The sequence below is a fragment of the Rhodoferax potami genome (assembly GCF_032193805.1).
GTDB classification, from domain to species: Bacteria; Pseudomonadota; Gammaproteobacteria; order Burkholderiales; family Burkholderiaceae_C; genus Allorhodoferax; species Allorhodoferax potami_A.
Genome location: NZ_JAVBIK010000003.1, coordinates 161,431 through 173,192 on the forward strand (window position 1 = coordinate 161,431; position 11,762 = coordinate 173,192).

15 protein-coding genes and 3 pseudogenes are annotated in these 11,762 nt (G+C 53.5%); 13 read left to right on the plus strand and 5 right to left on the minus strand.

Annotated elements, in window-relative coordinates:
- Positions 1–31 precede the first annotated feature (31 nt).
- The 4 genes from RAE19_RS18805 to RAE19_RS19505 all read right to left on the minus strand — a co-directional run bounded on the left by RAE19_RS18805 (position 32) and on the right by RAE19_RS19505 (position 2,251).
- Positions 32–433 (minus strand): hypothetical protein, encoded by a 402-nt coding sequence (locus RAE19_RS18805; protein WP_313876372.1) that lies wholly within the window; start codon positions 431–433, stop codon positions 32–34.
- 13 nt (positions 434–446) lie between these two features.
- A complete protein-coding gene (locus RAE19_RS18810) occupies positions 447–1,025 on the minus strand; it encodes a Panacea domain-containing protein (protein WP_313876373.1) in 579 nt (192 codons plus the stop codon).
- 291 nt (positions 1,026–1,316) lie between these two features.
- Positions 1,317–1,649, minus strand: a complete 333-nt coding sequence (locus RAE19_RS18815; protein WP_313876374.1) for a hypothetical protein — start codon at positions 1,647–1,649, stop codon at positions 1,317–1,319.
- Positions 1,650–1,924: 275 nt separating this feature from the next.
- Positions 1,925–2,251, minus strand: a complete 327-nt coding sequence (locus tag RAE19_RS19505) for a type II toxin-antitoxin system MqsA family antitoxin (protein ID WP_430962586.1) — start codon at positions 2,249–2,251, stop codon at positions 1,925–1,927.
- Positions 2,252–2,351: 100 nt separating this feature from the next.
- Between RAE19_RS19505 and RAE19_RS18820 the strand changes: the two genes are divergently transcribed.
- The 9 genes and pseudogenes from RAE19_RS18820 to tnpC all read left to right on the plus strand — a co-directional run bounded on the left by RAE19_RS18820 (position 2,352) and on the right by tnpC (position 8,292).
- A protein-coding gene (locus RAE19_RS18820; protein WP_313873731.1) for an IS3 family transposase occupies positions 2,352–3,439 on the plus strand; the annotation gives its coding sequence in 2 pieces (ribosomal slippage) (positions 2,352–2,613 and positions 2,613–3,439; 1,089 coding nt in all).
- A pseudogene (locus RAE19_RS18825) lies at positions 3,411–3,737 on the plus strand (transposase); the annotation flags it as partial. The gene RAE19_RS18820 and the pseudogene RAE19_RS18825, both read left to right, overlap by 29 nt.
- A gap of 406 nt (positions 3,738–4,143) precedes the next feature.
- A complete protein-coding gene (tnpA, locus tag RAE19_RS18830) occupies positions 4,144–4,329 on the plus strand; it encodes an IS66 family insertion sequence element accessory protein TnpA (RefSeq protein WP_313876376.1) in 186 nt (61 codons plus the stop codon).
- A 274-nt stretch (positions 4,330–4,603) separates the two neighbouring features.
- Positions 4,604–4,948, plus strand: a complete 345-nt coding sequence (gene tnpB, locus RAE19_RS18835) for an IS66 family insertion sequence element accessory protein TnpB (RefSeq protein ID WP_313876377.1) — start codon at positions 4,604–4,606, stop codon at positions 4,946–4,948.
- A 156-nt stretch (positions 4,949–5,104) separates the two neighbouring features.
- A complete protein-coding gene (locus RAE19_RS18840; RefSeq protein WP_313876378.1) occupies positions 5,105–5,479 on the plus strand; it encodes a hypothetical protein in 375 nt (124 codons plus the stop codon).
- Positions 5,480–5,506: 27 nt separating this feature from the next.
- The gene (locus RAE19_RS18845; protein WP_313876379.1) at positions 5,507–5,884 is read left to right on the plus strand and encodes an IS66 family transposase; all 378 of its coding nucleotides are present in this window, start codon (positions 5,507–5,509) and stop codon (positions 5,882–5,884) included.
- 51 nt (positions 5,885–5,935) lie between these two features.
- Positions 5,936–6,274, plus strand: coding sequence for a hypothetical protein (locus RAE19_RS18850; protein ID WP_313873005.1), 339 nt, complete (start codon positions 5,936–5,938; stop codon positions 6,272–6,274).
- A complete protein-coding gene (gene tnpB / locus RAE19_RS18855; RefSeq protein WP_313873004.1) occupies positions 6,274–6,621 on the plus strand; it encodes an IS66 family insertion sequence element accessory protein TnpB in 348 nt (115 codons plus the stop codon). Before RAE19_RS18850 ends, tnpB (RAE19_RS18855) begins: the two co-directional genes overlap by 1 nt.
- Before the next feature lie 69 nt (positions 6,622–6,690).
- Positions 6,691–8,292 (plus strand): IS66 family transposase, encoded by a 1,602-nt coding sequence (gene tnpC / locus RAE19_RS18860; RefSeq protein WP_313872998.1) that lies wholly within the window; start codon positions 6,691–6,693, stop codon positions 8,290–8,292.
- A 28-nt stretch (positions 8,293–8,320) separates the two neighbouring features.
- On the opposite strand, the gene RAE19_RS18865 is transcribed toward tnpC, so the two are convergent.
- Complete coding sequence (locus RAE19_RS18865; RefSeq protein WP_313873005.1) at positions 8,321–8,659, minus strand: hypothetical protein; 339 nt, start codon at positions 8,657–8,659, stop codon at positions 8,321–8,323.
- 113 nt (positions 8,660–8,772) lie between these two features.
- Between RAE19_RS18865 and RAE19_RS18870 the strand changes: the two are divergent.
- From RAE19_RS18870 to RAE19_RS18885, 4 genes and pseudogenes are all read left to right on the plus strand, one after another.
- Positions 8,773–9,672 (plus strand): annotated as a pseudogene (locus tag RAE19_RS18870) (IS3 family transposase); the annotation flags it as partial.
- Between the two features lie 15 nt (positions 9,673–9,687).
- Positions 9,688–10,065 (plus strand): annotated as a pseudogene (locus RAE19_RS18875) (transposase); the annotation flags it as partial.
- 506 nt (positions 10,066–10,571) lie between these two features.
- Positions 10,572–11,246: a hypothetical protein gene (locus tag RAE19_RS18880; protein WP_313876380.1), complete on the plus strand. Its 675-nt coding sequence runs from the start codon at positions 10,572–10,574 to the stop codon at positions 11,244–11,246.
- A 16-nt stretch (positions 11,247–11,262) separates the two neighbouring features.
- Positions 11,263–11,619 carry a response regulator gene (locus RAE19_RS18885; RefSeq protein ID WP_313876381.1) on the plus strand — a complete coding sequence of 119 codons (357 nt, stop codon included), beginning with the start codon at positions 11,263–11,265 and terminating at the stop codon, positions 11,617–11,619.
- The last annotated feature ends 143 nt before the right edge of the window (positions 11,620–11,762 follow it).

Below are 11,762 nucleotides of genomic sequence, written 5' to 3' on the forward strand. Positions count from 1 at the left end.
TTGACAGTCGTATCAATAACCGCATGCAGTTCTAAAAACAGCCAAACAACTGCTTGAACTCGCGAGGTGTGAGCTTGGACTTGCAAACACCAGCAACTATTCGTTGCAACAAAACGTCTGCACACGGCTCGTGGGGTGCCCACATAGCACTTGAAATCATCTTCTCAACGTGCGCTGCACTATCAATGCGCAAATGGCGATAGGCAATGTAGCTTGGGTGCTGAATAAACGGATGTTCGCCAGGATAAAGCTCACAGGCCGGATCGTGAGGAATGCCATCGCGAATACTCGTCGCACTAACAATAGACAATTGCGGAGCCGTACCGTAAGAGGGCACAACAACAGGCCCCAAAATCAAGACAAAGAGATGAAGGCCCGATGGCCCGGAGGGCACAAGTAAAGTATGCCCTGGAGAAGACTGCCACTCAGCCATCAGCAGGATATGTTCAGCACATTGCAGCGTTCAACTGTCGCTGCTCTGCAAGTCGATTCATTAAAGAAGATGCTTGGTCTTGGGAATAGCCCAACTTGGTGAACAACACATCGTAAGCAATGGGTCGACTTGAACCGTCAGGATCTTCCCATTCAGGGCAAGCATCTGAATGAGTGTATTTAACCAAATCCCAACGATCCCAGTGACCAAATTCATTCCAAGTCTCACCAAGAACTTCGAGATCGCTGTCACTCAGCCTCAATAAATCTTGCTCAGGGGAGCGAATTTTGCTCTCATCTCGAAGAGCAACTTCATGACCTGCGCGATCAGCAATCCAAGTCTCCCAGCCACCTTCTATCGAAAGACGGGCACCATTAATGTGCTCATAAGTCATGGATAGCACGGGGCCATTCGGCATAGCAACAAGACGATCACCAGTGATAGGCTCACCGTAACGCTGCAAAGACAGTCGTTCAGACAAATACATCAACTTAATTAATTTGATCAAAGGCAAGCGCCCACCCGCGCGAAAAAGCAGAAACGCAGCAGCTTCAGCCGCACGGCGTTCATCAAAAAGTGGAGCAAGTGCCATGATGGATATATTGTCGTCTAGAAATCTACCCAATGGGTACTGTTTAAGTGTACAGCTAAGACCTCGACATGTCAAATACTTGCTCAACGGTTTCTGGTTCGCCCATGCTTTCAGGCGGGATACGCCTGAAATCGGCTTAGGCCGATTTTCTTCACGCTACCGCCTTCATGAACAGTCCCCCGGACTGTTCACCGCTACATGGGCTCTGGTGGCATGGTTGGTACGCAAAGACCCTGTTTGTCTTTCAGGACGCGAGAAATGGGAAGGGTACGCGACCAGTGTCGCCGCGAACTAAAGCAATTGAAGTTCAACCAAGCGTGAATAAAGCGTAACCCGGTCAGCGTCAGTCAACGCGAAAGATGGGCCATAGGCGGCCAAAACCTCGAAAAGCTTTTCACGGCAAGGAAGATGTTGCGCAAGCAAGTAAATATCCGAAAGAGTACCGTCTGCAACCGCCTGCTGAAGGGACAGAACCGCAAATGCCGGGTCATTCTTGTACATCTCGGTCATTGCTTGGCCATGGTCACGATCTCTCATGTATTCCTTGCTACCAAAGTCAGAGACGAGAGTTTGCAGTGCAACCTGCACAGTTGGAAACCACACCGTTATGGAAAAAGCCCACACAAGGCGGGCTTTCCAAAACTATCGTACGTCCCTAGGGGGAAGCTCTCGCCCGCAAGTCCTAAGACTAACGGATCCATTGTACGACCCACGCTCCATGACGTCCAGTAAACAACAATTCCCTTTCTGCCTCTCGAATCGGAACTTACAAAGGCGCAACCATTTGTAGTCGCCGCGAAAACCAACTTTCGCGCGCGAAAGTCACATACCCGATGGGAGCCCCTGCATAACGAAAGAAAGAAAGAAAGAAATGAAGTAACCACTTTCGCGCGCGAAAGTCACTGCCGCGATTGACGTTCCTTAACCATCTTCTTTCGGAACTCGGTTTGTAAACCCTCCAAACGGGCCGTGTGCTCACCCTGGGTGAATACATCGCCACACGCAGGACAGAACATCCCTGAAACAGACGGAATAACCGTCTCGTATTCCTCCCACCGATAAACCCAATCACGCGTATTAGCAACAAAGAACCCGATTCCGCAACTGTGGCAATACCTTTCGTCGGGAGGCTTAGGAGTCACTTTCGCGCGCGAAAGTCGGCCCTTTCTGGCCAGGCCACTTTCGCCAGGACTAACCACTTCCGCTGACAATTGAGCAACTTTCACGCGCGAAAACGGGCTTTTTCATACTGCGCGAGACAGCATGGTAATCCCCCCGATAAACCAAAGGACCGAGAAGTAGAATTTTCTAAGAAGGAAGTTCTACGTGAAGAAGTCGAGATTTACGGATAGCCAGATCATGGCTGCATTGAAGCGTGTTGAAGCCGGTTTGCCGGTTCCTGATATCTGTCGTGAGTTGGGGATCAGCACCGCCACGTTCTACAAGTGGCGTGCCAAGTTTGGTGGCATGGACACATCCATGATGGCCCGCATGAAGGAACTCGAAGACGAGAACCGGCGGCTTAAGAAGATGTATCTGGAAGAGAAACTCAAGGCCGAGATCGCCAACGAGTACCTCGCAAAAAAGTAAGCCGGCCGTCTCGCCGGCGCGAGATGGCCAAAGAAGTCGTGCAGCAGCGTGGGCTTGCCATACGGGTCGCCTGTTCCGTGTTCTCAATCAGCGAATCCTGCTACCGCTACGAGTCCAAGCAAAACGCTGAGAATGAACTCATCGCTGATTGGTTGATGCGGCTGACGGACAACCACCGCAACTGGGGCTTTGGCCTGTGCTACCTGTATCTGCGCAATGTGAAGAGTTTCGGGTGGAACCATAAACGCGTGTACCGCATCTATCGTGAGCTGGAGTTGAACCTACGTATCAAGCCTAGGAAGCGCTTGGTGCGTGAGAAGCCCGAGCCTTTGGCTGTGCCAGAGGCCATCAATCAGGTCTGGTCGATGGACTTCATGCACGACAAGCTGGAGGACGGCCGTAACCTGCGCTTGTTCAATGTCATCGACGACTTCAACCGTGAGGCGCTGGGCATTGAGGTGGACTTCTCGCTGCCGTCGGAGCGGGTGATCCGAGCATTGAAGCAGATCATTTCCTGGCGTGGCAAGCCGCAAGTGATTCGATGTGACAACGGGCCCGAGAACATCAGTGGCACCATCCAGAACTGGGCCGAGGAATGGGGCATCCGGTTTGAATATATCCAGCCGGGCAAGCCACAGCAGAATGCCTATGTCGAACGGTTTAACAGGACTGTTCGATACGAATGGCTATCCCAGTATTACTGGTCCAGTATTGAAGAAGTTCAGGACTTCGCCACGCAGTGGATGTGGTCCTACAATCACGACCGCCCGAATATGGCCCTGGGCGGTTTCACCCCAATGCAGCACTTGGCCATGGCTGCATAACCGTTCTACTTTTAGGTCCGGTGGAAATTGGGGGGATTACCGCATCACCAAGCGAGGCGACACCTACCTGCGAACCCTGCTTATTCAGGGCGCGAAGTCCGCCGTCATGAGTGCAGGCAAGCGCAGTGACCGAATCAGTAAGTGGTTGTTGCAACTCAAGGAGCGCATTGGCTGGCAAAAGACTGTCGTCGCGCTGGCCAACAAAAACGCCAGAATACTTTGGAGCGTGTTGACAAGGGGAACAACGTTCGACCCCAATCACGTCCCAACCTATCCAGGTGCGGTGTCAGCCGCGTAGGCACAGCTAGATCACGCAACCAACATGTTGATTTTTAGCCAACAGACGTGCGCTCGAAGATGCTCACCACAGGTCAGACCGGCAGCAGATGAACTCGACATTCCCTCAGTGGCAGGCAGTGCCTGATCACGCTTTTCGAATGGAGTCCTGCTGAGCGGTTCGTATCTGGGGCCTCGGTGAAACTCACCGAAACAAGCCCGCCTGTAGATGTGCAGTCTGTCCTTGCTTGGTGTCGCTCCAGAGCAAACGTTAACTGGTCATATTTCCAATATCGGTTTGCGAGAGTTAGAAAAATACCGCTCTTGACTTAACTGGAAGTCCCTGTAGAGGGGATGGGCGTATTTAGCCTAACTGGCCGGGAATCCCCATCTTGCGGCGGTAGACCATCGCTGGCATCGTCAGCCACATGCAACCAATCCCCAACTTTTTTGAAGTCGCCCAGCGCCGGCCCAGCACACCATTGATCCGGCATGGCAAAGAATTCTGGCAACAAGCAGTGCGTGATCAAGAGACTTCAGGGCTCAGCCTGAGCCAGTTCTGTCTTGAGCGCGGGTTTGCTAAGGCGACCTTTTCCAATGGCGCAAGGCGTTGAAGCAGCAGGCGCAGTCCGCAATGCCAGCACCCCAGCCAGAGACCCAATCGCTGCCCGGTTTCCTGGCTGTGCCGCTGGAGTCGGTGCAGGCCAGTGCGGCCACTGCGCCGGCTCCGCTTGCAACGTGAAGTGATGCCGAACATCACTGCAACGACGCCAAGATAGCCATCAAACTCGGTGGCGTTGATGTGGTCCTCAGCGGCCACTATGCCGATCGTGTCATGCGCATCATCACCGAGCGCCTGAGCAGCGGCGGCTTTCGGTAGGGCTGGCCATGCTGGTGAACTCCAATACCTGCGCATGGATCTGCGAGCATCCGGTGGACATGCGCAAGTCTATTGATGCACTGGCCGTTCTGGTGGAGCCCCTGTTAAACGCCAACCCGCTTTCGGGCCATCTCTTTGTCTTTTTGTGCCGCCACCGCATCCGCGTCAAGATCCTCTACTGGGACCGCACCGGCTTTGCACTTTGGTACAAGCGCCTGGAAGGTGCGCGCTTTGCACACCCCGGCGAGATCGCCAAGGCAGGCCTGAACATGGCGCAGTTGTCGGCTTGGATGGAGGGCATGCCGATTGCGCAAAGCTGCTTCAAAACGGTGAACGCAACGCGCGTCAGTTGAGCCGTTTGGGCGGGTAATTTCCGCTCTCTGACACAGCGTGTTTTATTGCCGATTTCTCCTCTGATTTCGTCAACGTCTGCACTCCTAAAACGTTAATAGGAGTTGCTCGCTCTGGCTCCTTTGAACGTCGACATACTGCCTGATGATTGTGCAGTTTTGAAGGGGCTCCTGGTCAAACTGCATGCGCAATATGGCGCCGCCATTGAGGCCATGCATCAGCAGATCTTGAAGCTGCGTCATGCCCAGTTTGTCTCCAGCAGTGAACACCTGAGCACGCAGACCGATCTCTTCGCCGAGATACTCGATTTGCCACTACCACCCGTGGTCAAGCAAAATATTTCGTACGAGCGCCAACGCAAGGGCCGCCCTGCATTGCCAAAGGACCTGCCACGCCAACGCATCGAGTACCACCTCGATGACCAACAGATGGCCGAGTTCGATAGCGTAAAACCCATCGGCGAGGAAGTGAGCGAAACCCTGCAGTACACACCAGCACGATTGGTGGTGCTGGAGCATGCCCGCATCAAGTAAGCCTGCACCAAGGACGGTCAGAGCACGGTGCGCACGGCCTATGCACAACCATCGCCATTGCCCAAGTGCAATGCCGACGCCAGCCTGCTGGCACAGATACTGACGGCCACCTTTGCCGACCACGTGCCGCTGAACCGCCAGTCCATGATTTTTGGACGCCATGGTTTTCCCGTGCCGCGCTCCACCTTGGATGACTGGAAGCTTGGCAGTGCCGAGTTGCTCGAGGTCCTGCGGGCGCCGCTGATTGCGCACACCTTGTCGGCACCACGCCTGCATAGCGACGACACCACGGTGCGACTGCGTGATGCCAACAAGGACACCACGCACACCAGCAGGCTGTGGGCCTATTTGGGCGCCGGTCAGCGCCAGAGTAACCGGTCACTGTCCGGCGTTCTTGCGAACTGATTGCAGGTACCAAAGAATGCGCCCTGATCAACAAACAGGACGGGGTCGGATATGGAAGAGACGCAGAGCGTGCTCAGGCGTGCAGTGTTGAGTGAACAGACTTGGGCTGAGGTACTGGATCGTTTTGACCGCGCTGGATTGACGATAGATGAATTTTGCAGCCGCGAAGGCATCAGTCGCAGCAGCCTTGCTCGCCGACGCACGCTTAGGAATAAACAGAGGGGAATCGCGTCCCCGCTGCGAACGAACAAGGTAGCCCCCACCACCGTGCCGAAGGCGGCGTTCGTTGATCTGGGCGACCTTGCTGGAGTGCACGGCAGCGGCAATGGAGCCATGGAGTTACGCATCGAACTCGGCTCGGGCATGAGTTTGCATCTGGTACGCCGGTAATGTTCTTTCCCGAGGGCCGCATTCGCGTGTTCCTGTATGGCCAAGCTGCCGATATGCGCCAGTCCTACGACGGCTTGTACGCTCTGGCACGCCAGGGGTTTGAAGTGGATGTGCTGGCCGGACACATGTTTGTTTTCATCAACCGGCGGCAAACACAGATGAAGGTGCTGTACTTTGACCGCAGCGGCTGGTGCCTGTGGTGCAAGCGTTTGGAGAGCGGCAAGTTCTCCCGTAAAGGCGTTCAAGGCGGCAGTGGCGAGATCGACTGCACGGCGCTCAAACTGATGCTCGAAGGCATCGAAGTGCGCCGACGCCACAAACGCTACCAACACCCTGCGCGGAGGTGACGATGTGCCCATTTTCAATCCGGAGAAGCACTCTTTTGCTTTGTCCCTAAAGGCCGCAAGATAAGGCCCATGTCGATGCCCAATACCAGCACTCCCACATTTACCGTCGAAACGGTCATGGGGCTGTCGCCGCAGAGCATCGCGCAGACACTGCAAGCACAGGCCGCCAGCATCAGCGCGCTGGAGCAGCAGCTCGAATGGTTCAAACGCCAACTCTTTGGCAAGAAGAGCGAGCGCTTTGCACCCTTGCCCGATGCGCAGCAAATGCACCTGGGGCAACTCCTGGGCGACCTCCCTGCCACTGATGCGCCCGAAGCCGACTCCGACTCCAACACCATCCCTGCACACCAGCGACGCAAACCCCGCAGCAACTTTGCCGACGAGGGCACGCCCGCATCGTTCTTTGACGAAACCAAGGTGCCCGTGCACACCATCGAGCTGGCCAACCCCGAGACCAAAGACCTCTCGCCCGATCAGTACGAGGTTGTCAGCCAGAAGGTCAGCCACCGCTTGGCACAGCGCCCCGGTGCCTATGTGGTGCTGAAGTATGTGCGCTCTGTCATCAAGCGCCACGACACGCAAACCCTGCACTGTGCGGGCGCGCCAACAGGCATCATTGAGGGCAGCCGCGCTGACGTGAGCTTGCTCGCAGGCGTTGTTGTTGACAAGTTTGCCTGGCACATTCCGCTGTACCGGCAGCACCAGCGCCTGAGCCAAGCGGGCTTCAAACTCAGCCGGGCGTGGCTGACGCAACTGGCGCAAAAGACCATTTCCCTGCTGGAGCCGATTTACGACACGCAGCTCGAGTCGATCCGCAACAGCCGGGTCAAGGCAATGGACGAGACCCCCATCAAGGCCGGGCGCAGTGGGCCCGGCAAGATGAAGGCGGCCTACTTCTGGCCTGTGTACGGCGAACTCGATGAGGTGTGCTTTGCCTATTTCGAGTCGCGCCGCCACGAGCACGTACAGCAGGCATTGGGGCTGCCAGGGGCCACAGATGCCGTGTTGCTCACTGACGGCTATGAGGCCTATGCACGTTACGCTGCCAAGACCGGCATTACGCATGCCCAATGCTGGGCGCACTGCAGGCGTGGCTTCTTTGAAGCTCTAGGGGCCGAGCCACAGGCCGCTGGCCAGGCGCTGCAGCAAATTGGCGAGATTTACGCCCAGGAAGAAGCCATTCGTGAACGTGACCTCTACGGGGATGCCAAACGAGAGCACCGTCTAAGCCACAGCAAACCGCTGGTGCAGAACTTCTTTGAATGGGTGGATTTGCAGTTCGAGCGGCAAGGCTTCCTGCCCAGCAATCCGTTGACCAAGGCATTGGCCTATGCACGCGAGCGCCGCGCGCAACTGCAGGTGTTTCTGGGCGATGCGGATGTGGCCATGGATACGAACCATCTGGAACGCGCCTTGCGCGCGATACCAATGGGCAGGCGCAATTGGTTATTCTGCTGGACGGAGGTGGGCGCCAAGCGCGCGGGCATCATGCAGAGCCTGATCGTGACATGCCGTTTACATGACATTGACCCCTACACCTACCTGGTTGATGTCTTGCAACGCGTAGGCCACCACCCCGCCTCCAGAGTTTCAGAACTGACGCCTCGTCAATGGAAGCAGCACTTCGCCGAGAATCCATTGCGTTCACCATTACACGGTTTGGTAACGTAGGCAATAACGCCGGACAGTGACCGGTTACTTACCGGCGTACCAGATGCAAACTCATGCCCGAGCCGAGTTCGATGCGTAACTCCATGGCTCCATTGCCGCTGCCGTGCACTCCAGCAAGGTCGCCCAGATCAACGAACGCCGCCTTCGGCACGGTGGTGGGGGCTACCTTGTTCGTTCGCAGCGGGGACGCGATTCCCCTCTGTTTATTCCTAAGCGTGCGTCGGCGAGCAAGGCTGCTGCGACTGATGCCTTCGCGGCTGCAAAATTCATCTATCGTCAATCCAGCGCGGTCAAAACGATCCAGTACCTCAGCCCAAGTCTGTTCACTCAACACTGCACGCCTGAGCACGCTCTGCGTCTCTTCCATATCCGACCCCGTCCTGTTTGTTGATCAGGGCGCATTCTTTGGTACCTGCAATCAGTTCGCAAGAACGCCGGACAGTGACCGGTTACGTTGCAATGACCGGTTGAATCCAAGGCCGCGTACTTTGCCAAGCTATCCGGGTAAGGTACGCGTTTATCCAGCGCCACGAACGTGCCCATAGCGTGCGCAGGATGTGTGCGGTGATGGATGTGCATCCCAGCGGCTACTACGCATGGAGGCGTGAACCCATCGGTGAGAAGCGTCGAGATGACCAACGCCTGCTGGGGCTACTCAAGCAGGCTTGGCTGGAGAGCGGCTGCGTTTACGGCTATCGCAAACTCACGCTGGATATGCGCGACCTGGGCGAGCAATGCGGCAAGCACCGTGTTGCCCGACTGTTGCGCTGCGAAGGTATACGCTCACAAACAGGGTACCGGCGCCGCTCAAGTGCACGCGGCGGCAAACCTGCTGTGGTTGCCCCCAATCACCTGAATCGGCAGTCCACCCCGGATCAGCCCAATAGGTCCTGGGTCACGGACATCACCTACATCCGTACACATGAAGGCTGGCTGTACTTGGCCGTGGTGATCGATTTATTCTCCAGACAGGTCATTGGCTGGTCCATGGGCAGTCGAATAGATACAGACTTGGTGCTCAATGCACTCTTGATGGCGCTGTGGCGCCGACAGCCCCAGGAATCGGTACTGGTGCATTCAGATCAAGGGTGCCGGTTCACAGGACATGCTTGGCAAACCTTTTTGCGCGATCACAACTTGATCAGCAGCATGAGTCGGCGAGGTAACTGCCATGACAACGCGGTGGCCGAGAGCTTCTTCCAGTTGCTCAAGCGCGAACGCGTTCGCCGTCAGATCTATCTCACCCGGCAAGACGCTAGGGCCGATGTCTTCAATTACATCGAGATGTTTTACAACCCCAAGCGTCGGCACAATACCGCTGGCGACATCTCGCCGGTAGAGTTCGAGAAACGCTATTTCCAACGGCTCGGAGGTGTCTAGTAAATCCGGGGCGATTCAAGCGTGAGCGATGTCACACAAGGCCATGGTCTGCTGCATGGCCAGGAGAGCGTGGTGTTTGCCGATGCGGGCTACCAGGGTGCCGGCAAGCGCCCGGAGGCCACCGCTGTCCAGTGGCAAGTGGCCATGCGTCCGGGCAAGCGTCGTGCCTTGGCCAGCATTGGCTGGGGTGCCTTGCTTGAGCAAGCTGAAAAGCTCAAGGCCAGCGTGCGCGCCAAGGTCGAGCATCCGTTTCGAGTGATCAAGCGCCAGTTTGGCCACGTCAAGGTGCGCTACCGGGGTCTGGCCAAGAACACAGCGCAACTGGTCACGCTGTTCGCGCTATCGAACCTGTGGATGGTGGGCAAACGAATTTTGCAGGACCTGCAGGCATGAGTGCGCCCGCAATTCGGGCAAGAGCCCGAATGGGGGCTAAAACATGCCCGTAGAAGGGGAAATTGACGCCAAATTCGGCGGCGGTTTCATCATGTGAACAAGTCCCCCTCAACGGCAGCTCCTGAGGCTGTTGTGCAGACCCTCCCTAACATCCATGCGAGTTGAGGAGGTTTTGCGGGGCTAATTATTTTTCAAATACCTAGATTTCAGTGTAGTTACTTTCGGCATGTAAATTTTAATTTACAAATTAATCTCGTAATTAAAACTTGCAGTTCTTAAAAATCGGCAAAAAATTAACTTTTAAAATCTCAAAGAATGAAAGAAATTGCAAGCTTTAAAATGACGAATATAGTATATTTATATTGGCTAAAAATGATATTATAACACATGCGTGCAGCATGTCCAGTAGCCCAAATTTATCTAGGCAGATCTAATTTGACTTTGGGTAAGTCAGATAATTATGTGTGAGCATCAAAGATTAATGCAGGAAGCCTAAAACTACAAAAATGGAATTTTCAAAATTAAATTTGCTTGAAACTTTTGATTACTATGACGAGTCTATTTCGTTGATTGACTTGATTGAGTCTGCAATTAAAGAGCAGCTGTTGCGGCATAGAGAAATTAAACTTTGCCGACACAGTGCTTGTAATCAAGATGGTCCAATTTATATTAAAAGCAAATATGGTTTGTTGAAAATAGCTCTTCAGATTTTATTTGATTCATTTCCAACTGGAAATCTACCGCTTAAAATAGACGTAGAAATGCTGCCAGGCGATAAAAAATTTGTTGCATTGAGCGGTAATGTCGGAGGAGGAGATCGTCTAAAGCAAATTGGTGAGCCTGAATTGCAGGTGTTACCGCACTTAAATTCCACCATATTGCTGGATTTAGCAAGCCTGATAACAAATCTGCATGGAGGACAGCTTGAGGTGCTCAAATGTAGAGTTGGTAACTGTCCTCGCTCGGATATTTATTCGTTTTTGTTAATGTTGCCAATTTGCAATTATTTGAAAATTAATGATTCTTTAAGTAAGCCAAGAAACACCGTGCTGAAACCAACCGGTGGAGTCAATGTACATTCAGGTATTAACTCGGATCTCCCTATAACATTTTCATTATCTCGGCAAGAGATAGAGTATTTAAATGAGATTGCACTAAATCTGGCTGATCGAGAAATCTAAAGGAAGGATAGGAAAAATGAAAAAAGTTCTGCTTGTCGACGACAAAGAGATAAATCGCAAACTCCTTTCAATTCACCTTGTGGCTGGTTATGAGGTATTTGAAGCGTGTAATGGCATTCAGGCACTAGAAATAATTAAGCGTGAAAAGCCATACGCCGTCTTGCTTGATATCATGATGACGGGAGAGCTAGATGGTTTGGACGTATTGAACTCCATTAAAACCGATCCAGTCCTAAAAGATATATTGGTTGCTATGGTTACCGTACGAGATAAAGAAAAAGATATCAAGGTTGGCGAGAAATATGGTGCAGATGCTTATTTCTCCAAACCCTTTGATACAAAAAAAATCCTTCATTGGCTAAGTGCGGGTTGAATCGCAACAAATCATGATATTTATGCAAAAATTCTGCTGTGAATATGAATATGAATATGAATATGAATATGAATATGAATATGAATATGAATATGAAGATTCAGATGATGGGGAAGTCTGCCATCCTTTGCATTTAAGGAAGT

Coding starts and splice junctions, on each gene's coding strand:
- RAE19_RS18805 (WP_313876372.1), bottom strand. CDS start 433: ATGGCTGAGTGGCAGTCTTCTCCAGGGCATACTTTACTTGTGCCCTCC.
- RAE19_RS18810 (WP_313876373.1), bottom strand. CDS start 1,025: ATGGCACTTGCTCCACTTTTTGATGAACGCCGTGCGGCTGAAGCTGCT.
- tnpA (WP_313876376.1), top strand. CDS start 4,144: ATGCAACCAATCCCCAACTTTTTTGAAGTCGCCCAGCGCCGGCCCAGC.
- tnpB (WP_313876377.1), top strand. CDS start 4,604: ATGCTGGTGAACTCCAATACCTGCGCATGGATCTGCGAGCATCCGGTG.
- RAE19_RS18850 (WP_313873005.1), top strand. CDS start 5,936: ATGGAAGAGACGCAGAGCGTGCTCAGGCGTGCAGTGTTGAGTGAACAG.
- tnpB (WP_313873004.1), top strand. CDS start 6,274: ATGTTCTTTCCCGAGGGCCGCATTCGCGTGTTCCTGTATGGCCAAGCT.
- tnpC (WP_313872998.1), top strand. CDS start 6,691: ATGTCGATGCCCAATACCAGCACTCCCACATTTACCGTCGAAACGGTC.
- RAE19_RS18865 (WP_313873005.1), bottom strand. CDS start 8,659: ATGGAAGAGACGCAGAGCGTGCTCAGGCGTGCAGTGTTGAGTGAACAG.
- RAE19_RS18880 (WP_313876380.1), top strand. CDS start 10,572: ATGGAATTTTCAAAATTAAATTTGCTTGAAACTTTTGATTACTATGAC.
- RAE19_RS18885 (WP_313876381.1), top strand. CDS start 11,263: ATGAAAAAAGTTCTGCTTGTCGACGACAAAGAGATAAATCGCAAACTC.